The sequence below is a fragment of the Vibrio sp. 970 genome, from assembly GCF_033339075.1.
Window position 1 is genome coordinate 247,678 of the sequence record NZ_JAWOTW010000003.1, and the last position, 21,498, is coordinate 269,175.

At 43.0% G+C, this 21,498-nt stretch carries 17 protein-coding genes and 2 tRNA genes; 6 read left to right on the forward strand and 13 right to left on the reverse strand.

The genetic code is table 11. The features are described from left to right. Window positions 1-28 precede the first annotated feature (28 nt). The 6 genes from dld to R7Q11_RS06070 form a co-directional block, all read right to left on the reverse strand. The gene (gene dld, locus R7Q11_RS06045) at window positions 29-1,735 is read right to left on the reverse strand and encodes a D-lactate dehydrogenase (protein ID WP_225466280.1); all 1,707 of its coding nucleotides are present in this window, start codon (window positions 1,733-1,735) and stop codon (window positions 29-31) included. Between the two features lie 382 nt (window positions 1,736-2,117). Further along, window positions 2,118-3,020, reverse strand: a complete 903-nt coding sequence (locus tag R7Q11_RS06050; protein ID WP_005375982.1) for a LysR family transcriptional regulator — start codon at window positions 3,018-3,020, stop codon at window positions 2,118-2,120. Between the two features lie 239 nt (window positions 3,021-3,259). Continuing rightward, window positions 3,260-3,335: transfer RNA gene (locus R7Q11_RS06055), tRNA-Gly, on the reverse strand. Window positions 3,336-3,372: 37 nt separating this feature from the next. Further along, window positions 3,373-3,446, reverse strand: a tRNA-Cys gene (locus R7Q11_RS06060). 204 nt (window positions 3,447-3,650) lie between these two features. Continuing rightward, window positions 3,651-5,105, reverse strand: coding sequence for an ATPase RavA stimulator ViaA (gene viaA, locus R7Q11_RS06065; RefSeq protein WP_033907023.1), 1,455 nt, complete (start codon window positions 5,103-5,105; stop codon window positions 3,651-3,653). Between the two features lie 9 nt (window positions 5,106-5,114). After that, entirely contained in the window at window positions 5,115-6,776 is a 1,662-nt protein-coding gene (locus tag R7Q11_RS06070; protein ID WP_005375980.1) for an ATPase RavA domain-containing protein, read from the reverse strand. A gap of 269 nt (window positions 6,777-7,045) precedes the next feature. On the opposite strand from R7Q11_RS06070, the gene R7Q11_RS06075 reads away from it, so the two are divergent. The 5 genes from R7Q11_RS06075 (at window position 7,046) to R7Q11_RS06095 (ending at window position 11,838) form a co-directional block, all read left to right on the forward strand. After that, window positions 7,046-7,561: an NUDIX hydrolase gene (locus R7Q11_RS06075; RefSeq protein ID WP_017820203.1), complete on the forward strand. Its 516-nt coding sequence runs from the start codon at window positions 7,046-7,048 to the stop codon at window positions 7,559-7,561. A 22-nt stretch (window positions 7,562-7,583) separates the two neighbouring features. Beyond that, complete coding sequence (gene ltaE, locus R7Q11_RS06080) at window positions 7,584-8,588, forward strand: low-specificity L-threonine aldolase (protein WP_005375978.1); 1,005 nt, start codon at window positions 7,584-7,586, stop codon at window positions 8,586-8,588. Window positions 8,589-8,666: 78 nt separating this feature from the next. After that, complete coding sequence (locus tag R7Q11_RS06085) at window positions 8,667-8,987, forward strand: c-type cytochrome (protein WP_017633643.1); 321 nt, start codon at window positions 8,667-8,669, stop codon at window positions 8,985-8,987. 212 nt (window positions 8,988-9,199) lie between these two features. Then, window positions 9,200-10,732 carry a putative basic amino acid antiporter YfcC gene (gene yfcC, locus R7Q11_RS06090; RefSeq protein WP_205460993.1) on the forward strand — a complete coding sequence of 511 codons (1,533 nt, stop codon included), beginning with the start codon at window positions 9,200-9,202 and terminating at the stop codon, window positions 10,730-10,732. Window positions 10,733-10,842: 110 nt separating this feature from the next. Next, on the forward strand, window positions 10,843-11,838 hold the full coding sequence (locus tag R7Q11_RS06095) for a succinylglutamate desuccinylase/aspartoacylase family protein (protein WP_017820206.1): 996 nt from the start codon (window positions 10,843-10,845) through the stop codon (window positions 11,836-11,838). Between the two features lie 207 nt (window positions 11,839-12,045). Here the strand turns inward: R7Q11_RS06095 and R7Q11_RS06100 are convergent, their stop codons facing one another. Continuing rightward, a complete protein-coding gene (locus tag R7Q11_RS06100; RefSeq protein ID WP_017820207.1) occupies window positions 12,046-12,579 on the reverse strand; it encodes a lipocalin family protein in 534 nt (177 codons plus the stop codon). A gap of 307 nt (window positions 12,580-12,886) precedes the next feature. On the opposite strand from R7Q11_RS06100, the gene R7Q11_RS06105 reads away from it, so the two are divergent. Beyond that, a complete protein-coding gene (locus R7Q11_RS06105; protein WP_005387498.1) occupies window positions 12,887-13,267 on the forward strand; it encodes a cystatin domain-containing protein in 381 nt (126 codons plus the stop codon). Between the two features lie 59 nt (window positions 13,268-13,326). On the opposite strand, the gene R7Q11_RS06110 is transcribed toward R7Q11_RS06105, so the two are convergent. The 6 genes from R7Q11_RS06110 to R7Q11_RS06135 all read right to left on the reverse strand — a co-directional run bounded on the left by R7Q11_RS06110 (window position 13,327) and on the right by R7Q11_RS06135 (window position 21,394). Continuing rightward, window positions 13,327-16,383: an AAA family ATPase gene (locus tag R7Q11_RS06110; RefSeq protein ID WP_225466281.1), complete on the reverse strand. Its 3,057-nt coding sequence runs from the start codon at window positions 16,381-16,383 to the stop codon at window positions 13,327-13,329. 9 nt (window positions 16,384-16,392) lie between these two features. Next, on the reverse strand, window positions 16,393-17,526 hold the full coding sequence (locus tag R7Q11_RS06115; protein ID WP_005375971.1) for an exonuclease SbcCD subunit D: 1,134 nt from the start codon (window positions 17,524-17,526) through the stop codon (window positions 16,393-16,395). Between the two features lie 364 nt (window positions 17,527-17,890). After that, window positions 17,891-18,727, reverse strand: a complete 837-nt coding sequence (locus R7Q11_RS06120; RefSeq protein ID WP_213907645.1) for an NAD/NADP transhydrogenase subunit beta — start codon at window positions 18,725-18,727, stop codon at window positions 17,891-17,893. Further along, window positions 18,728-19,018, reverse strand: coding sequence for a PAAR domain-containing protein (locus R7Q11_RS06125; protein WP_005375969.1), 291 nt, complete (start codon window positions 19,016-19,018; stop codon window positions 18,728-18,730). A gap of 11 nt (window positions 19,019-19,029) precedes the next feature. After that, a complete protein-coding gene (gene tssI, locus R7Q11_RS06130) occupies window positions 19,030-20,865 on the reverse strand; it encodes a type VI secretion system tip protein TssI/VgrG (protein ID WP_225466282.1) in 1,836 nt (611 codons plus the stop codon). 49 nt (window positions 20,866-20,914) lie between these two features. Then, window positions 20,915-21,394, reverse strand: a complete 480-nt coding sequence (locus tag R7Q11_RS06135) for an Hcp family type VI secretion system effector (protein WP_005375967.1) — start codon at window positions 21,392-21,394, stop codon at window positions 20,915-20,917. Window positions 21,395-21,498: the final 104 nt, after the last annotated feature.

A 21,498-nucleotide genomic window follows, 5' to 3' on the forward strand; every position in this document is an offset into this window, starting at 1 on the left:
CGATTATTAATCATGGTGAGACAGCACATTACGCACAGCAGTTACAATTGCGCTTATATTTGTCCATTTTACCAATACCAGGGTTAAAGGTATTGGTTGGGTCTAATTCGTGGTAAAACTTCTGCAACGAGTTTTCGGCTTCATACAAGTGACCCACGTTATGTTCTGCTGGGTATTTGGCACCACGGCTATTGAGGTGCTCAAGCATCAGCTTTTTCATCAACTTCGTGTCAGTCCCTTTTTTGAAAATGTAATCTTGATGGAAGACGTAACACATAAAGTGACCATAATAGAGCGCTTGAACAAGGTTCTTACTTACCTCTTCAGGCAAAGTTTCTAGCCACTCTTCATCATTACGTCGCAAAGCGATATCAAGTGCAACGATGTCTTCTACGTCTTTTCGGTGAATCGTCTCGTAACGAATTGCTGCACCTGCTGCTGCAAAGCGATGTAAATAAGCTTTTTTACCCTCTTCCGGCGTACACTCGAAGAAATCACAGTCGTCTTCAACAGCCCAAACTTCTTTGAGGTATTTTTGTACTTCAGCAATACCACCATCACTCATTTTCAATACCAGGTGATGCTCATACTTGTCACGGAAATCCAGCATTCGCTCTGGTAAATGTTGTGGGAACAACTTGCTCGCGTAGTACAGAATGGTGTCTGGCAGATATTTACTGACAAACGGGATGCGCTCTAAGAAGTTTTCTACCTTAGCTTTAAGTGCGAACATTTTTGGCAGCTTATCTGTGCCTAACAAGTCGATGGATAAGAACACATCCTTGCCGTACTTCTCTGCCATGTTGAAGATATCTCGATGCAAGTATTCTCCCATCTCAGGCAAGTTATCAAACGTAGATAAGAAGTCTTTTCGCAACTTCGTTAGTTTCGCAGGGTCATTGGTGCCAAGGTAAAAAACCTGCTCTTTTTCGGGTACTGGGTAGCTGTCAACCCGAACGGCAAAAACACCCAACTTGCCAGCACAGCCACTGGCTTCAAATAATCGGCGTTCATCGGCATTAAAGCGAGAAGGAATGTCAGAAGTCACGTCTCGAACACGTTCATCGTATTCTCTGTCTGATGCCATTCGCTCATCATGAATGATCTTCGCTGGGTCAAAGTTCCCTTCTTGCAGGTTTGTTAGAATTTCTTCTGGCGTTTCACCTAATCCTTCAATACCAAGGTGGTTCACCAAATGTAACTGGCCTTGCTTATCGACCTGCGCGTAGATCGCCAGCTCCGTATAAGCAGGACCACGCTTAACTAGCGCACCGCCTGAGTTATTGGCGATACCACCGACCACAGTGGCACCTAGCGATGAAGAGCCGATGATAGAATGCGGTGCTCGGTTCACTGCCTTCAACTCTTTCTCCAAAGAGTGTAAGCTCGCACCAGGCAAGCAAACCGCCTGCTTACCACCATCTAATAAGTGAATCTTCTTGATTTTGGTAATATTGATCACAACCACATCGCGATCATAATCATTACCACTCGGAGCTGAGCCCTCTGTTAAACCTGTTTTAGCCGCCTGCATGATAATGATGCAGTTTGCTTCAACACACTGTTTAATAATCTTCCATTGTTCTAGAAGAGTGTTAGGAAACACGATAGCAAGCGCATTACCACTACCCGAACGAAACCCCGAGCGGTAATATTTCGTTTTAACCTCGTCGGTTAGAACATTTTCTTCCCCCACGATGGTTTTAAATTCTTCAATCAGCTGCTTTTGTTTCATATCCGTATCTCTAGTTATTGTACTTCGCTCACAACACCGCTTAGCGGCAGGCATGGCGTTTGAGCCACTATAAGCAGTCCATTTCTCTGCGTCTATGTCAGGCGGACGAACAATACGTAATCAATAAACAACAAACAAAATAATTCTTTATTTTTCTGTTACTTATCTTTCACATTTGAGAAATTTAACGTAAGAAACAGACCGTTTCTTAAAAGAAACAATAGCAAAACCATTTGTTAACAGTTGTGCGGGGTATCTTGTTATCAATATTAGTGAAGAAAACGAGGAGAAGCGTAAGCTCCTAAATTTAAGAGGACTCTTAGAAATGAAGATGGAAACATAAGCTCAACACCAACATAACGATCGGTGTTGAGTTATTGGCTTAAAATCGATGGTTTTGACTTTGAAAGCTTGTGTATAGATGATCGATAAAGATCTTAATTTTTTCTGGTTGCTGACGAGTGTAAGGGTACACCGCATAAATACCCAAACATTTGGCGGTTTCGTCTTTAAATAACTGAATCAGACTGCCTTGCTTTAAGTCTTCATAAACCAATACACGCGGCACATAGATGATTCCCTGCCCTAACAGCGCCACATTTCTCAATACAGAAGAATTGTTAGTACAGAGGTTACCGTCGACGGTGATTTGATATACCTCGTCTCCATCTTTAAACGCCCACTCATGCGCTCCGGTTTCTTGGTAGGAATAGACTAAACAATTGTGTTTAGCCAAGGCTTGAGGTTGTTTAGGTATGCCATGTTTAGCTAGGTATTGGGGTGACGCGCAAATGATCCAATTTGCATCCACCAGCTTTCTTGCAATCAGACTAGAATCTGGCAACACACCCGTTCTAATTGCCAAATCAAAACGTTCATTCACGATATCGACGAAACGATTATCTAGATCCATATCGATATTGATGTCTGGGTATTTCTGATTAAATTCATTAATCACTTGAGGAAGAATTAATTCACCAGAGATAGTAGGCACCGAAATTTTAATGTGTCCAGATAAGTTTTTACCTAAACCCACAATGGATTCTTCCGCCGTTGCCACCGCTTGATAAACCGCTTTTGCATGAGTAAAAAACGCTCGTCCTGCTTCAGTCAACGTTAGCGTTCGCGTTGTTCGGTAGAGAAGCTGTACACCAAGCTCTTGTTCAAGCTTGGCAATGCGTTTACTGACGACCGATTTAGTCAGTGACATATGTCTAGCGGCAGCACTGAATGAACCTTGCTCGATCAAGTGATAGAAAATGATGTAATCGTCGGTATTTCTCATGCGTCTTCGTCAAATCCTTTGGAAGCCCGTATTGTAAACTGAAATTGGCTGAGGTGCGAAGCATCGGGTCACACTTAATATCAGAAACTCGTGACAGAGATGGGGTTGCTAAGCTCACAGGTAATGAAAAAGAGATGGTGTGAATTTATCAGTCTTCAGATACAAAAAAACCAGCTTTCGCTGGTTTTAAGTTGATGCACTTGGCATCGAGATACCGCCATGGCCATATCTGAATAATTTGGAGCGACACACGAGGTTCGAACTCGTGACCTCAACCTTGGCAAGGTTGCGCTCTACCAACTGAGCTAGTGTCGCATTTATTCTCGAAAGCCATTCACTCTCAAAAGAATAATGGAGGCGCCTCCCGGAGTCGAACCGAGGTCCACGGATTTGCAATCCGCTGCATAGCCACTCTGCCAAGGCGCCTTTTTATTACGCTTCAGGGCTCTACCCCGTTGCGTTGGTGGCTACTTTACGGATTGAGAGAAGATAGTCAAACAAAAACATTTCATTTTCTGTTCGTTTGATTTCTTTTAAGTCAATTCGACCAAAGTTCGATCTTATTGGCTTAAAACGAAGCAATATAAATCTCGCTTTCAGTTCGTTTTGTCCCATGAAACATTAAGGCGTTTAATAGTTGCTGACCCTTTTTAGCAATCTTCCCACAACATTAGGGTGATAAGACCAAGTGTGATCAAACATCGACATTAATGCAGGATTTCCGTATTTCGATAAGCTAATCGCGTGAAAACGGTTTTTCTTCGCTTTGAGCGCATCCACTTTGGCCAGTAACTCGTCTTGTTGTTTTGGCGCGATAAAGTCGGAAATGACTACCATGTCTGCGTTTTTATATTTATCACCGCTCATCAAGTCGATAGATTTAATCAAAGTTGGCTCTAAGTCTGTACCACCATGGAAGCTATAAGTTAGAAAGTCCGCCGCCTCGCGCAGACCATCTTGTTTGGTTAGTTCGTAGGTAATGTGTTCCGTAGAAAAAATAATGACATAGCAATCACGTTGCTCCGCTAGTGCGATTTGCATCAGAGCATAAGCCATGGCTTTGGCGCATTGCTCAGGAAAGCCACTCATGGAACCGGACGCGTCCACACAAACAATGAAGGGGCCTTTTTCGATATCTACCGCTTTATGGTCAGGTCGGTGAGCTTTAACTTTACGTAACGTGCGCGATTTGCCTTGTGTACGATAGTTCATGAGCCGTTTATCAACTAAGTGTTTATAGAACACAACTTCAAGTTCAGGATACGCCAAAAACATCGTTTCGTTGGGAAGTAGCTTATTTAGATCATCGCTTTCGTGAATACCGACAATATCATCCGTCGCCTCATCACTTTTCTCTTCGACCAATTGAAGTTCTTCAGTGGGCGCACGATTTAGTTCAGGATCATTTACTTGCCCCGCCATACGACCGAGTTGCTCCGCAATTTCTTGCAAGCCTTGGTGCTTCTTCAGAAACTCAGCATGGCGCTTCATCACCGTTAAGTCTGTTTTACTCAACTTGGCAGATGCCATATCCCACAGGCGCCCTACACTTTCAGCGTCACCCGACTCCGTGACTTTATCCATATTACGCATGGTTTCCATACGTTGATACAGGTCATTCAGCACCTTTTCTTTATTGGCTTCAAGCTCGCTTACTTGCGCTTGTTTTATTGCATCGGTGAGGCTTTGGTACCATTGGTCACAAAAGTAATGTGGGAACATAGGGTTATTCATCCCTTTGTTCTTTTCCATCATTCGGCGAGCTTGCATGTAAAACGCAGAGTGCCATTCCAGCTTTTTAATCACATCTTCGATGTTTTCAAAAAACGCCTCTTCATCCCAATGAATAACCTCTTGATATAAAGACAGCTCTTGTTGGAAACGCTCTGTCTCACATACCTTGGTGATCCGTTTTTTAACGCTGCCTCGCCACTTTAACAAGTGACCTTTGACCGAAGATTTAACACCTCGGTTTTCTGCCATCATCATGACTTGTGAACGAGCCATCAAATCATTAACTGCGCTATCGATGATGCCGGAGTCGGCCACCATCAGCGCGAGGTTAAGTCCGTCTGCACCTAGCATGTCGTCTCCTTATGAGAAAAACTGATTTAAGTTTTTAAAGCGTTGGATAACTTTTTCACTTTCTGCTTGGATTGATTCAAGTCTCTGACTGACCTGTTGCAGACTCGACTCCATTAGGCGGGGTAATTCAGGATCAACAAAGCTATGCGGAAGCGCATCATGAAAGTTCGCTTTCACCTTACGCATATGGTGTTCTGCCTCACTAAGCTGATTTACGGCTTTTTCGCTCTGCGTTAACCACTTTTGGTAAAGCTCTACATCCAAGCCCTCTTGAGTCACTAGGCTAACCAGAATGCCTCGGTTCGCGATATCACGGATAACTAGGTTATTCGCCGCGTCAACGTCAAATCGTAAACGGCACATGTTGGTGTTTTGATTGACGTAACCATACACATCACCGCTTCCCTCTTTAATGACTCGATCTAACTCATCTTTGGGTACATAAACCCAGCGGCTATCACCTTTTTCTGATTCTGAAACCGACATGTTGCTTTGCAAGACCACCAATTTAACTAAGTTAACGGCTGCGCCAACTTTGTACATCTTGGCTTTAGAGGTATCAAAGCGCATGGTTTCTTTGCGCAAAATACCCGTTGCCGCTTCAGACGTTAACGTCATGCGGTAGGCATCTTCAAGTTCATGTTGAACATCAACCAAAGACTCACGGCAGTACTCGATTTCCTGCTCCGCGTCTTGTTGATCAAATGCATGTTTTAAGGCGAACTCTTGAACCACTTCACGTACCACATCTCGCGATTCAGGACTGTTCCATAAACAATCTTGCAGCAGTAGAAGGTCAAGCGGATTGATTTCATCGCGACCATTAAAAAACGCGCTCGCTTTTAACAACTTCACGGCTTTCTTCCAGCGGCGGTCAGAGACATACATGTCGGTATTGGCCACATCACCAAACTGAGCTTCAACTTTGCTTTCTAACATCGTTTTAAGCTGGAAAAGCTTTTCGAATGCATTATCGGTTAGCGTCAATTTGTCGAGCTGTTGTTGCCATTGATGATATTCTTCATCAGTTATCGCTAGGCCTTCTGGTACTTGTGCCTCTTGCGATGTGCCCACAGTCAACATCGACTTAAAGTTTTGTTTATTCTGAATTCGATTCACAAACACACGCACCAACATGCGGTCGTAGAGGGCATCCAATCCACTATCTTCATCGGGTAATTCATTGGAAGCCGATACCAACAGGCGCATTGGCACACGCTCGATATCGCTGCCATTTTTGAATGTTTTCTCATTAACCACTGTCAGCAATGTGTTAAGAATTGCAGGCCCCGCCTTCCAGATTTCATCCAAAAATACGACTTGTGCAGTTGGCAAATACCCTTTAGTTAAGCGAACATAACGGCCGTTGTCTTTTAGCTCTTGGATACTCAGTGGCCCAAACACCTCTTCAGGGGTTGAGAAGCGCGTCATCAGGTATTCGAAGTAACTGCTGTTATCGAACGCTTGGATGAGTCGTTTGGCAATTAAGCTTTTTGCAATACCAGGGGGGCCTAAAAGAAAAACACTTTCACCAGCAAGTGCAGCAAGAAGGCAGAGCTTGATCGTATGTTCACGCTCATAAACGCCATCCGTTAACGCTTTCGCCAATTTATTGATGCGTTCTGAGAGAAGCGCTTTTTCGGCATTTGAGGTAAATAAGGTTTGTGTCATACGTTCTCCGGCTGCTGAAGTGGTATTGCGTTAACATTTTTATACACTTGTTATAACTTTGTTACAAATGTATTTTGTCGAATTCCCCTTATAGCAGATGCTTTTCCCCTTCTTGACGAAGCAATCAAAGTTTCCATTTATGAGACATTGCTCACTTAAAGTGCAAACGCTTTCGTCGTGTTGCAGTATTTTTTGCTTTTGTTTCCCACCATTTGTGGTTAATGTCGAAAAACGTCAAAAATGCGGTAACAGCTAGGGTTTATAACTGCATGAGCAAGATAATTCATAAATGGAAGCAAATTTCTCTGATTGAAGAAGACGTTATGCTTCCTACAGGACAGGCAATTACGCACACCACAATCCATCATCCGGGCGCTGCAGTGATTCTCCCTATTACAGCGGAGGGTGAGATTGTCCTTGTCCACCAATTTCGGCCTTCACTTAATAAATGGCTATTGGAACTTCCTGCTGGTACCAGGGAAGGCAACGAAGAGCCACTCTGCTGCGCCAAAAGAGAGTTAGAGGAAGAAACTGGGTTTAGTGCAGAGAAATTCACGTCTCTCGGCCAAGTCACCCCTCTTGCCGGATTTTGTGATGAGATACAGTATCTATTTGTTGCCGAAAAGCTCAATAAAACAAACCGTTACGAGTGCGATGAAGACGAAGTGATTGAGGTCGTCACCTTGTCAATCAAGCAACTCGAAGAAAAGATTGTCGATGGCACGATCACCGATGCCAAAACGATCGCCTGCTTAAGCAAAGCGCGCCTTTGCGGATATATTTAGGACTTTGACCAAGGAGACATTCATGGATTTTCGATCAGATACCGTTACACAGCCCACCCAAGCCATGCGAGAAGCCATGTTTAAGGCCCCCGTTGGGGATGATGTTTATGGTGATGACCCTACGGTCAATGAGCTTGAAAAATTTGCTGCGCAGCTTGCTGGTTTCGAAGCAGCTTTGTTTACCACTTCAGGCACTCAAGCCAATCTGCTCGGTTTAATGGCGCATTGCGAGCGGGGAGATGAATATCTATGTGGGCAACAAGCACATAACTACAAATACGAAGCTGGTGGCGCGGCGGTTTTGGGATCAATTCAACCTCAACCAGTCGAAAATAACCCAGATGGCACGCTACCATTTGATAAACTGGCTGCTGCGATTAAACCAGATGATTGTCACTTTGCTCGCACTAAGCTTCTCAGCTTAGAAAACACAATTAATGGTAAAGTACTACCTCTGTCTTACTTAGCAGAAGCACGTGACTTCGTGAATAAACATAACTTGCAGATGCATCTAGATGGCGCTCGCGTTTTTAATGCAGCCGTTGCACTTGATGTTCCGGTAAAAGAGATCGGTCAGTACTTTGATTCAATGACGATCTGTCTGTCGAAAGGTCTGGCTGCCCCTGTTGGCTCGCTACTGCTTGGTAGCAAAGACTACATCGCAAAAGCACGTCGCTTAAGAAAGATGGTCGGCGGTGGTATGCGTCAAGCGGGTATTCTTGCCGCAGCAGGCAAACTTGCCCTTACCGAACAAGTGGAACAGCTAAAACAAGATCACATCAACGCAAAAACCTTAGCGGAAGGTTTAGCAGAACTGCCTGGTTTTTCAGTCAACCCTGAATTTGTTCAAACGAACATTGTGTTCGCGAAGCTTGATCCTCAAGTGGACATAGTAAGTATCGCTGCGAAACTAAAGGAACAAAACATCACGATAACCCCTGGAAATCCAATTCGTTTTGTAACTCATAAAGATATTTCAGCGAAAGACATCGACACTTTCTTATCAAGTATAAAATCTCTACTTTAATTTGATTTTGATCATTGAGCTTCCCCTAAGGGGAAGCTTTATTGTACCGGCATGATTTTTAGCGAATAGATAACCTCCATGCTCAGATTTGTACTTCTAATCTCTTTTATTTTCTCTTCCGCTATCCATGCCGAGCCGTTTGGTGATGCTGATAAAGGTAAAATCAAATCACCTAGCTGTGTCTATTGTCACGGTGTTACAGGCATCGCAACGAACAACACCTATCCAAGCCTTGCTGGTCAAAATGCTCAGTACCTTTACAATGCAATGAAATCTTATCAAGCCGGTGAGCGTAAAGGGCCACTTGCAGAAATGATGGCAGCACAGTTAAAAATGTTAAATGATGAAGACCTTCGTGATGTCGCTGCTTTTTATGCAGAACAGACAGAAATCAAGTGATTAGATCACCTGTAGATGTACTATGAAAGCTCGTGAATCATCCAAACTCAACGCATATTGAAACATTAACCCAACATTTGACCACAAAACAATCAAATTAACTTCACTTCAAATATTTGATGAATTTATAGTTCAACATAAGCATTAATATTGACTTTTTATTCTATTTTATCGATATTTCATGCTTTATTGAATTTGACGTGAAGTAAGTTATGTCTCACACACATGCGCAACCAGCAGACTCGGTTGCTACCCCTAAGTCGTGGCAGATGCCAGATACCCTCATTTTGATCTTCATTGTTGGTATTCTTGCTGCGATTCTTACCTACTTAATTCCTGCTGGTCATTTTGATAGCCAACAGGTGACCTACATGGTCGACGGTGCAGAAAAAACTCGCACAGTTATCGATCCTTCTTCTTTCTCTTATGCAACCGACGAAAACGGTGAGTTGGTTTACAACACAGTTGGCCTGTTTGCTTCTGGTGGTGGCATTGGTCTGATGAACTTCCCTTTCGAAGGTCTAGTTTCTGGCTCTAAATGGGGCAGCGCAATCGGCGTGATTATGTTCATGTTGGTTATCGGCGGTGCTTTCGGCGTTGTAATGCGCACAGGCACTATCGATAACGGTATCCTGCGCCTTATCGATAAGACCAAAGGTAACGAAGCGCTATTCATTCCAGTGCTATTTTTGCTGTTTTCGCTAGGCGGTGCGGTATTTGGTATGGGTGAAGAAGCCGTAGCATTTGCGATTATTATCGCGCCGCTTATGGTTCGCCTTGGTTATGATGGTATCACTACGGTGATGGTTACCTATGTTGCGACTCAAATTGGCTTCGCTACTTCTTGGATGAACCCTTTTTCCGTCGCTATTGCGCAAGGCATTGCGGGTGTACCTGTTTTATCCGGCATGACAGTGCGCATGGGGTTATGGGCTGGCTTTACGTTAATCGGTATCGCTTTCACAATGATCTACGCCGCTCGTGTGAAGTCAAATCCTAAACTTTCTTACAGCCATCGCACAGACCAGTATTTCCGTCAGCAAGAGCTTGGCAATCAAGATTCTCGTTGGAACCTAGGTGACACACTCGTTATCCTTACGGTTATTGCGACCACGGTGTGGGTCGTTTGGGGCGTAGTCGCTAACGCATGGTACATCCCAGAAATCGCTTCTCAATTTTTCACTATGGGCTTTGTTGTCGCGATCATCGGTACGATTTTCCGCCTAAACGGTATGACGCTAAACTGCGCAGCTGATGCATTTAAAGAAGGTGCAGCTATTATGCTTGCACCTGCCCTATTAGTGGGTTGTGCAAAAGGGGTATTGTTGATCCTTGGTGGTGGTACAACTGATGAAGCGAGTGTACTGAACTCAATTCTAAACAGTGCTGGCGGCGTGATCAGTGGGCTTCCTGACGTAGCTGCAGCATGGTTAATGTATGTATTCCAATCTATCTTCAACTTCTTTGTCACTTCAGGCTCAGGACAAGCGGCACTAACGATGCCTCTACTGGCCCCTCTGGCAGACATTGCAGGAGTTACGCGCCAAGTGGCAGTTTTGTCATTCCAACTTGGCGATGGCTTTACTAACGTTATCGTCCCTACTTCGGCATCTCTCATGGCAACGCTTGGTGTCTGCCGTATCGACTGGGGTGACTGGGCAAAATTCTGCTGGCGATTTATTCTATTACTCTTTACCCTATCAAGTATCGTCGTTATCGCAGCTCATATTATGGGTTTTGCGTAAAACGAAGCCAATTGGTAATTAAGGCGAGACATGTTCTCGCCTTATTAATATTCATGGTATGACGACGCTAAGGTTTTAGATTAGCTTATGGTTTTGGAGTGGTAACTTTAATGGCAACACAATTTCTCGATGACGTGATTCAAGGTCATCAAGTGATTCAATCTCTCAATGTAGCAGACCTAAATTCGGGCGAGCATAAGTTTTGGTTTCGCATCGCAACGAATGCTCTCTCTCAGTGGCAACACCTACCTGTGCTAGTGTTCAAAGGTGAAAAACCTGGCAAGAAGATCATGATTACCGCAGGGGTTCATGGTGATGAGTACAATGGTGTGTTAGCAGCGCAGAAAACTGCTCGAGAGCTCATCGGCACTGAAGTCGCTGGTACTGTCACTATTGTTCCAACCATTAACATGCCAGGTATGCTAAACCACAGCCGCGATTTCTATTCCGCAGATCCTGATGCGTCTCCTGCAAACTTAAACCGCTTTTTTCCTGGTGACCAAAACGGCAATGAGGCCCAACGTTACTTATATGCATTGTGGAATGATTTGCTCAAGCCAAATGCTGATTTAGCCATTGACCTTCACACTCAAACCAGTGGTGCGGCCTATCCACTTTACGTGTTTGCAGATTTCCGAATCGAGCAATCATTAGAAATGGCTCGTCTCATTAATCCTGATGCGATTTTAAATGATCCTGGAGATGCTGGCGTCCTTGAAACGGTTTGGAATAACCATGGTGTCCCAAGCATTACAGTTGAAGTAGGTATGGGGCGATACACCGAGCAAGAACTTATCAGTCGAACTGTAACAGGCATTTTTAATGTGCTGAAAAAGCATAGCATTGTTGAAGGTGATATGGACCCTATTACGTCATGCTTGGAAGGAAACGAAATCGTCAGTGTGAAAGCGACACACGGCGGCTTTGTACTGCCTCATGTCAGTTTGATGAATTTTGTCGAGCAAGGCCAACTTCTTGCGATTCAATACGACAGCTTTGGCGCTGAGATTAAACGCTACACCGCCCCAACAAACGGCACAGTACTTAGCCACAATGTTGAATCTATTCGAGCACCAGGTTCCCTGATCGTTCGTTTGATTAAGTAAACCATAACCGTTTGTTGATAGAGCAACCTTTCGACGCTCACTCAAATTTATATAAGCCCCATCACGAGTAATCACAAATGATGGGGCTATGTCCATTTTGACCACATTAAGTTACGCCGTAACAAATTACTGTTAAGCGAAATGACAAACTGAGCTCTTAATTAGGAAGCTTCCCCTCTGTCCGCTTTTTCAGCCACGCTGATGAACTTAAAGCTGTCTTTGTTTCTCTTGTTCAACAAAAATGAGCTCGTCGATAGCGAAACCTTTCTCTTTAGCTACGTACTTAAAGCGCTCCACTACTTTCTCATCAACGTTAGGCGTTCTAGACAATAGCCACAAATAGTCGTGGTTGTAACCGGAAACAAACGCATAGTCATAGTTTTCACCTAGCTCAAAAACAATGTAAGAAGAGTATATTGGCCCAAAAAAGGAAACCTTTAAGTGTCCAACCGTTTTATCTTCAACAAAATAAGCTTTGCCTTCAGCTTCTGACCACTGTCGCTCTTCTTCGGAATATCCACGGTTTATCACCTTAACCCCACCATCCTCGCGAACCTGATACTCAGCGGTAACGTTGGATAAGCCTCGCTCAAATGAATGGTCTAGGCGTGCAATTTCGTACCACTTACCTAGATATGGCTCTAAATCGAAATTATTGACGGGTTCCACCCCATCCGGCTTCGAAGTACAACCAAATAAAGTTGCAAGTGACAAAAGTAAAAATATTTTTATCGATTTCATACAACACCTAAATTTTAATTAGTGATTGATTTTACTCTAGAAGATAACAAATCGATCACTAAGCCGCACCATCGCCCTCATAGGTACACATCACAATTCTTCATCATCAATAGCGCGCTGAACACCGAAACCTCGTCATCTCAGCAAATCGATAACAAGATTGCTCTATTTTTGACTTACAAGCTGACCATGCTTGTACATTTTGTCAGCATTTAACCCTATGCATATAGAAACTTTGCACAACATAGACATTCGTAGGCATATCACCCTCCTATAATACGTTGCGTTATAGACAGAGGTTATTGTTATGAAATTAAAAACAGTGTCAGTTTGTGCACTTTTGGTGTTACTTGCAGGTTGTCAGCAGGAAAAGCCGAGCGAAACGACACAATTAACGACCTCGGCAGATGTATGTAATGCACAAGGAAACATGCCAGGTGGGTGGAATGAGTTTAACGCGACCCCTGATGCACAAAAGGCAATGGCCTTTGTTTTAAAGAAAATGGACACAATAGCGTCGTTTAAACAAATACTGAATGTTCACGCGCAAATCGTTAGCGGCGTCAACTATGCTATTGAGTTTGAATTGGATGATGGCTCTGTTTGGAACACGATTGTTTATCGCAACCTCGATGGCGAATATGCGATTACCCAATCGCCAAAAGAAGGCCACTTTTGCGAACAGTAGCGACTTAGTCAGAAAGCCCCTAACAATAGGGGCTTTTTGATCTAACAGTAATCACTGAATTAGACAGCGAAGCGACATTGAGATTTAATCGACACCGTTGAACCAAGTCTTGATGGTTCAACATCAATCCTCTGCGCCATTTGTTCTTTCAACTCAGAAACGTGAGAAATAACACCGATCATGCGCCCAGTCTGTTGCAGGTCCACTAGCGTTTGAATAGCAAGATCTAAAGACTCTGGGTCTAAACTACCGAAGCCCTCATCAATAAATAAAGTGTCTAAACGAATACCGCCACTATAGGATTGCACAACATCCGACAAACCAAGTGCCAGAGCAAGCGCTGCCATAAATGATTCACCGCCGGAAAGTGTCGCAACATCACGCGTTTTTCCTGTGTAGCCATCTTCAACCATTAAATCTAAGCCGCGACCCGCTGCGCCTTTGAAGCCCTCTGTTTTTCGAGCAAGAATATAGCGCCCTTTACTCATAAGGCTTAAGCGTTGAGAGGCCTGAATCAGCACATCATCCAACAGTACACCAAGAACAAAGCGATGTAGGCTAACCCTGCTGCCTGTTTTACCGCTAGCAACGTCGTACAACGTACCAAAGACTTTGTATTCTTCTTCTAACTTACTATTTTTCTCATGCAACACGGCAATATCTTTACGAACCTTTTCAAGACGTTCAAATATTGAGCGTGTGGTATCAAGTTGATTCCTTACTTCAATATATTGCGCCTGCAGAGTGGTTAACCTGTCGTTAAACGACTCCAAATTAGGCCTTTCAAGATCTTTCAATGCATGATTTAAATCATGTAGTGTTTGCTCAAGCTTGGTTTGTGCCTGTTTGAAACTGTCTATTTCTTGCTGCCAGGCTTGAAGTTCATCATCTCCCACTCGACTACTTAGATAATGGCTTTCATCCTCAAATTTACTCGCCTGTAGTGCCTCATTCCATGCTAATTCTGCTTGGCTAAGTTTTTGCTCTGACTCAGATAACCACTGCTTGTTCGTCGCTAAGTGACTTTCCGCATTTGATTTCTCCAATATCGCTTGCTGCAAAGCGTTTTGCGCCTTTTCTAAGCCTGTGTTCAAACTCAGAATTTGCTCTTTTGTCAGCAAAATTTCACGTTCAAGCAAGTCAGCGGAACTGTATTTTGGGTCAATAAAAGCTTGTAATTGAGCCAATTGTTCTTGGTTCGCTTTAACGGTTGATTCATTTGCCGCCATTTGATTCTGCAGCTCATGAATTTTATTTTCACCCACGACGCAGCGTTGATTAAGCTGTTCAACGTTCCTTTCTAGTTTTTCAATATCAATAGCTTGTAGACGTAGGAGTTGAGCATTAAGCGCTTGCAAATCATTTTGAACCGTCGAGATCTCAGATGTAGCATACTCACCCAACTCCTCTTTCAACTGGTTACACTGATTCTGATACTGACTAATGACAACGTTATGTTGTTCTAGCTGATTGCTTAGTTGGTTCAACAAGGTTTGAGCTTCTCGCTCTTTAGCTCTAGCCGCCTGAACTTGCTCTTTTGTAACGGCTTCTTCAACAAACGTTGCGGGGTTAGGATGCGTTTCGCTACCACACACCGGGCATGCTTCACCTGCTTTTAGTCGCTGCGCTAATACTGCCGCTTGAGCGTTGTGCCACTTAAGCTCTATCGTATCAGCGGCTTGTTGACGCTGCATATAGCGCTGACTGGCTTCGTGTAGTGACTGCTGCTTGCCTACAGTTAGCGCATTGAGTTTAGAGAGCTCTAAAGTAAGATCATGCAGCTTTTGTAGATCCTGTAACAGCCGTTGTTTTTGTTTTATTTCCGCATCGATGCTGCCAATAAGCGCAACATCAACTCGTGCTTTCTCTAGCTCCTTCTGTCCCTGCTGGGCCTGTAACGTTAACTTATCTTTTAGTTCTATGTACTGTTTTAACGTTGCTTCAAATTGTTGTTTTTGTTGATAACCCGCCGTTATTTTACTTTCCAAATTGTCTTTCTCGACCAACTTGTTTTTCATACTTTCAAGTTGATACTGCAGTTGCGTTAACTGCGAGACCTTTGCCGCTGCCTCTTTTGCACTTTGCTGCAAGTTTTCTTGTTCTCTCGCAACGACATTAGCTTTTTCGAGACTCTCTTCCAAAGCTACGATTTTTTGCCTAAGCTCTTGCGTTTGAGCTTTTGCATTTTGTAATGAGATGTAGGGCAACTCTATCTTATTGGCATTTTTAGCGTTTTCTAATTGCTGTTGACGAGCTTTTATCGAATCTGAGTGTTCTAGATGCAGCTTGAGTGCGCTTTCTGCTTGCTCTCGTTTCGAAAACTCTCCATTCAAGGTTTCCGCTTTTTGCAATTCAGATTTAGCAGTATTGAGCTTATCTAACGCTGCTTGCTCATTCTTTTTATCAGACTCTAATTGCTTAGTTACTTGTTCCAGTTGTTGTAATAGTTCTTGTTCAGAACTCGCTTCTGCAACTTGTAAAGCACCTCGAATTTGATTATCAAATTCGCCTTTCGCTTTACTAATTGCACTCGCTTTATCTTTGAGCGCGTACTCAATTTTTTTATATATATCAGTTTGAAAGAGCTGGCCAAAAATTTCTTCACGCTCTTTAGAGCTAGCAAGCAACAGTTCTCGGAATTTTCCTTGAGGCAACACCATAACTTGACGAAATTGAGTTTCATTCAAGCCAATAATATTGCTAACTTCAGTTTTAACCTGAGTCGTCTTGCTGGTGATAAGCGTTTCAGTCTCACCGAGTTCATAAAGAGCCGCAGTGTGCTTTTTAATCGTCATCCCTTCACCACGGGCCTTGGGCGCTTCCTGCTCAGGGGATCGAACAACTCGGTATTGTTTGCCGTGTAACGAAAATTCGAGAACTACTTCGGTTGGTAAGTCTTGCGCGGATAAGTCACACCGCATCTGAATACCTTGTCGCTCATTACCTGTGGTTTCACCATAAAGGGCGAAGCAAATGGCATCTAAGATCGACGTTTTACCGGAACCTGTAGGACCATTAATCAAAAATAGAGGGTTACTGCCAAGCTTCTCAAAATGAATGATTTCAGTTTTTGCAAACGGACCAAAGGCTTGCATGGTTAGTTTAACTGGTTTCATCTTTGGTCCCTATTGCTGTGATAATTGCTTAATAATGTCAGTAACAGCTTGCTCTTGCTCTTTAGACAACTGGCTATCTTGCGCCTCAATAAAAAAATCTCGGAACATATCAATTTCGCTTCGCGCCAACTTTGCTTGCGCCATTTCCTGCTCTACCCCAATTAACATGCCAGGTTTCTCAAGGTGTAAAACGTTTGGATACACTGAACGAAGTTTTTCCATTGGGTTTAAAATCGCATGTTTATCCATCAAACGAACTAACAAATAATCTTCATTCTTGGGGTCTGTTTTCCCTTGCTCAATAACTTTATCCAGCTCGCCCTCTACAATACGCATTTCATGAGGAGCCGTAAGATCAATATGCTTTGCAGAAACGAATCCTTTCTTGTCCAGTTCAACTAACGTGAAACCTTTTCTCTGGTTCTGTTCACCAAAGCTATACTTCATGAGAGAGCCAGAGTAACGGATATGCTCTGCGCCTTTCTTTTGAGGCTGATGCAAATGACCAAGTGCGACGTAGTCAAAATCTAAGAAGTGTTCATGACTCACGCGATCAGAACCACCAATAGATAATGGTCGTTCAGAGTCTGACTCGATAGCCCCATCAACAAAACAGTGACTCACGAGCACGCGCTTTTGCTTAGAGATAAAGCGCTCTTTAATTTGCTCAACAAGCAATTGATGAGCCTCATCATGAGTGGATACCGAGGCTTTGTAGGCAAACCTGACCTGTTCAGGGTCGTTATAAGGCATACCATAAAACGCGACCTCGTCCGCAGAGTCCGTTTTTATGATGATGGGAGTGAGCATCTCTTCAAAGTTGCTAACAATATGGAGACCTGCATTTTTCATTTGCTCTGAGCCGAAACCTAACCTTTCTGCACCATCATGGTTGCCAGATATCAATATCATTGGTGTTTCTAACTCGGTACAAATGCGTTTCACGACTCGATTTAACAGTTCTATTGCAACCGTTGGTGGCACCGAACGGTCATAGATATCTCCCGCCACTACAACTGCATCGACGGGGTTGCGTTCAATATAGTTAATCAGTTGTTCGAGTACTGCTTGTTGATCTTCGAGTAGTGATACGTTGTGGAATTGTCGACCAAGATGCCAATCTGAGGTGTGGATAAACTTCATTCGAATTCACTTTCCGCCAATTCTATGAGTAGGCTTGCTTCTGTCAGAGTCCATGTACCGTTTATAAAAAGGAATGCGTCACGGGTGGGATCTCGAACAAGCCAAAACTCAAGTTATTTAATTTCGGTAAGGATATCTTGAGTCGAACAGCTTTTCATGTGGTTTGTGTTCTATGGCTGGCTATTTAATCAGAAAGCGAGAAGAACACTGTAAAAACGCGGTGAGCAAAGCTATTTTGAAAAGCAAGCTGCGCCTAGTCATTGTCCAAACATCATTAAAGGGCCAGTTTCGAGTCAATCCCCCATAACATTTGCATCACTAAAACCTCAGCTACTACTAGAAGGAAAAGCAATAGCCAGACCTATTAACTACGCCAATTGTATATTACTCCTACCGCATAGCCATCTGACTCGATGTCCGCTTGCAACACGTGAAAGTCTGGGCAGGGGCTGCTTCTTTGAAGCTCATCAATCACTAACGCTTTTAAAACGCCGCCACATGCACCCAATCCGCCAAGTTTGATATCAACAAATTGATACTGAGTTTGATCGGTCACCCACGGAGACAAGAATTGCATTGAGTTTAACCATTGCGGTTCTTCCTTATTAACGGATAAATACAATTGACTGAGTGGATGTTCACAACTTACTCCTAATTGCTTAAACACCTTGTCCACGGCGATGCGTTGTTGTTTGGCATCTAAATCAATTCGAACAACATCAGGCACAAGACCTGAATGTCGAAAAAAACACTTGGTTAAAATGATAGAGCTTTGAGGTTTGACATGCCCTTCTACATCACTCGTAACCTCTATAGCCAGTATCCAAGTCGCTTGCGTTTCATTAACTTCACGATTTATCCGATTTAGTGCCATCAAAAATGCAGCTTGGCCATAAGGATAAAAGTAAATTTCAGTATTGACAGTTTGGCCAACGAAAATAGAAAGCTCGCTTATCAATGCTTTAAGCAAACTTTTGTCCACCGAAGATGGTAAAAGAACACAGAGATTCCCCTTGATATCAGCTTGCTCAAGACTCTCGCGCTCAGAGCGCACGAGGCTTAATATATGCTCATCTATTGATTGAGCAAAGTCAGGGGGTCGGATTTCCTCGGACAATCTAAAAGAATCATCAGCTATCTCGCGAACGGTGTGTGAACGGCCATTAAAGGATAGAAGATGCGTTTGAAATGCGAGTGGCATCTAGCCTCCGATTAAAACCGTAGGCATACCAGATAGAATTTTGCCACCATGAGACGTTGAATCGCCGACTCTCGCGGCTGGTTTACCGTTGATTGTTACGCTAGAAGAACCTGCAGAGATACTATCCGGAGGACCGATACAAATAAGCTTGTCGCCTTGTCTTGCCGCAGGTATCCCGCCAATCGTTACGTTTGGTGAACCAACAACGACGGGACCACCGACATGCGGTATCTTTCCTGTTTTTTTAGGGCAAAGATGAAAGCTGCCCAAAATTGCGGCTGGTTTACCCACTTTAAATCACCTTAGTTCAATGAAATTTGCCCAGCTTTAAGAGCAATAGCTGAGCCGTTAATGGATATTTTATTACCTTTGATATTGATTTCTCCAGAGCTAGACATCTGAATAGAAGCGCCACCTACTTTGATCTCGACGCTCTTTCCTGCATTAAAAGACAGTACTTCACCCGTTTCATTCGAAAAGTTTTTACCTACTTTCAAGCTCGCGTTCTGACCAACCTCTTGATTAACATCATTGGTCACTTTTTCGGTTTTACTGTTTTCAACGGCGATATCAACACAGTCTTCAACTAGCATTTGGAACAGTTTTTCAGCATGAAGATAAATGTGCTCTTCACCAGGCTTATCATCGAAGCGCAACTCATTAAAATTGGATGTACCTTTTTGTACAGAGCGTGATTTATAACCACTCTGAGAACTTTGCTCTGGTAAAGCGTAAGGAGGGAGTTGACTACCGTTATATAGTGACCCCGTAACGATTGGTTGATCAGGGTCTCCGTTAACAAACTCGACGATGACCTCTTGTCCGACTCTAGGGTGAAACACCGACCCCCATCCGTTACCTGCAATATTTTGCGCAACACGAATCCAACATGAACTATTTACATCGTATTTACCAACACGGTCCCAGTGAAACTGAACTTTGATACGGCCATGTTTGTCTATGTAAATTTCACCATCTTTGTTCCCCGTAACTACTGCGGTTTGCAAACCTTTCATCTGAGGTTTCGGGTAGTTAACTGAAGGACGCAGGATTGTCTTTGAGTCAACACAACTAAACGAGACTTTGACACCTTGCGCACCGGTCCCACCTTGACCAGTCTGGTTATAAACAGCAGCAGACAAAAAAACAGAAGACAGTACATATTCTTTGCCGACTCGAGATTTATCTTCATGCTTTTTAAACTTGAAGCACTTGCCCACACTGAATGTTCTGCACGTAGCCTCGCCACGACACAAATATGCATTTTGCTGTAGTGCTTCTATTGCATGCGTGTTTCTCAGTGCGTATTGATCATTGCTCTCCATTTCACCCATGTATTCAAAATACTCGCTTTCAGGCACTGTAAAAAAATCACTTTCACCCTTTGCAGTATTTTTAGGATTCGAAGAAGGCTTGAGCATGTTATAGCCTGACTTTTGACTCGCTTTAGTAGTCAGAATTTGCGTTTCATGCCAAGAAGAAATGTGGCTAGATTTCGCCGTACCTGTATCAAAATCGACTAAAAACTCAGTACCCGGCTTATAAAAACTGATGTCATCAAAAATATTGAGCGTATGGGCGGACTTAGTATGTGTAAAACAAAATGATAGCCCCTCTTCCGATAACAGACGTCGAACAAATTCAAGATCTGATTCTTCATATTGTACTTTGTACGTGTATTTAGGATAGGACTTGGTTAGCTCAAAACTAAAGGCAACACTATGCTCCGATAGTACTTCAGAGATAATTTCCTTTATATCTTTATGCTGAAATATTCTGCAATTTTTTCGATATTCAGCGAAACGTAATTTAGGCTCTATTAATAATTCTATGTTTTTATAATTTTCGCCTTTATGTGTATTAGAAACCCTTTTCCCTTCTAATCTTGCAGCAGAAACGTAACCATGCATATAACGAGGATTTGATGAAACATCCTCATTATTTTCAAGGGTAATGGTAACTTCCTTACCAATAATTTCGTTTAACTCACTTCGTTGATCATTAAAGTAAGCTTTAGCACGCAATGAAAAAAGTTCTGAGATCTCTTCTTTATACTCAAACGAGTTTAGTATGATGGCATCTTTACCGAATGGGGAAGAAATTCGGATGAAATTGTTATCTTGAGTTGCTCTTTTCATTAAATACTTCTTTCAAAAAAATGCGGAGGAATACTCCCCCGCATGAAAATTACATTTGTTGACCTTTAACACCGCTGTAGCCGTATACCAATGGAGCAGAAGTGTTGTTCTTATCGTCAGTAGGAGTCACTGTCATCATCATTTCTGTGTAAGAAATTGTGATAGTTTCAACTGGACGATCGTCTTGGATAGAAACTGAGTAGTTAGAAATCATCGCATCAGTCAGTTCGATCTTCATGATCTCTTCAACCTTCTCACCCTGCTTAGTAATATGGAAAACCGCTGGTTTACCTTTACCAATCGTCGCTTCTTTAAATAAGTCAGGAGAAGAACGGTCTTGAAGTTTAGTGATAGTCAAATCATATAGACGAGTAGCGCTCGCTTCACGGTCCATCGCTGTACCAGTGTATGATGAGATCTCACGACCTACACTCCAATCTACAGATAGTAGTGTAATCAAATCTTTGTATTGCTCGGCTGTTGCCTCACCCTTAATATCTGCGTATTTAAGATACGTATTAGACTGCATGCTAATCTCCTATAGCATTATTAATTGACATATATCGTAGTAATTTAATTATCTGACGTTTGGTGATAATTAGTGATTAATGTATCAAAAACTTCATTTTAAAT

Bases quoted from the DNA above. Each gene is read 5' to 3' on its own strand.
- R7Q11_RS06095 (WP_017820206.1), top strand. From the start codon at position 10,843: ATGGCAACACAATTTCTCGATGACGTGATTCAAGGTCATCAAGTGATT.
- R7Q11_RS06050 (WP_005375982.1), bottom strand. From the start codon at position 3,020: ATGAGAAATACCGACGATTACATCATTTTCTATCACTTGATCGAGCAA.
- viaA (WP_033907023.1), bottom strand. From the start codon at position 5,105: ATGCTAGGTGCAGACGGACTTAACCTCGCGCTGATGGTGGCCGACTCC.
- R7Q11_RS06085 (WP_017633643.1), top strand. From the start codon at position 8,667: ATGCTCAGATTTGTACTTCTAATCTCTTTTATTTTCTCTTCCGCTATC.
- dld (WP_225466280.1), bottom strand. From the start codon at position 1,735: ATGAAACAAAAGCAGCTGATTGAAGAATTTAAAACCATCGTGGGGGAA.
- yfcC (WP_205460993.1), top strand. From the start codon at position 9,200: ATGTCTCACACACATGCGCAACCAGCAGACTCGGTTGCTACCCCTAAG.
- R7Q11_RS06120 (WP_213907645.1), bottom strand. From the start codon at position 18,727: ATGCCACTCGCATTTCAAACGCATCTTCTATCCTTTAATGGCCGTTCA.
- R7Q11_RS06100 (WP_017820207.1), bottom strand. From the start codon at position 12,579: ATGAAATCGATAAAAATATTTTTACTTTTGTCACTTGCAACTTTATTT.
- R7Q11_RS06115 (WP_005375971.1), bottom strand. From the start codon at position 17,526: ATGAAGTTTATCCACACCTCAGATTGGCATCTTGGTCGACAATTCCAC.
- R7Q11_RS06075 (WP_017820203.1), top strand. From the start codon at position 7,046: ATGAGCAAGATAATTCATAAATGGAAGCAAATTTCTCTGATTGAAGAA.
- R7Q11_RS06105 (WP_005387498.1), top strand. From the start codon at position 12,887: ATGAAATTAAAAACAGTGTCAGTTTGTGCACTTTTGGTGTTACTTGCA.
- R7Q11_RS06110 (WP_225466281.1), bottom strand. From the start codon at position 16,383: ATGAAACCAGTTAAACTAACCATGCAAGCCTTTGGTCCGTTTGCAAAA.
- R7Q11_RS06070 (WP_005375980.1), bottom strand. From the start codon at position 6,776: ATGACACAAACCTTATTTACCTCAAATGCCGAAAAAGCGCTTCTCTCA.
- R7Q11_RS06135 (WP_005375967.1), bottom strand. From the start codon at position 21,394: ATGCAGTCTAATACGTATCTTAAATACGCAGATATTAAGGGTGAGGCA.
- ltaE (WP_005375978.1), top strand. From the start codon at position 7,584: ATGGATTTTCGATCAGATACCGTTACACAGCCCACCCAAGCCATGCGA.
- tssI (WP_225466282.1), bottom strand. From the start codon at position 20,865: ATGAAAAGAGCAACTCAAGATAACAATTTCATCCGAATTTCTTCCCCA.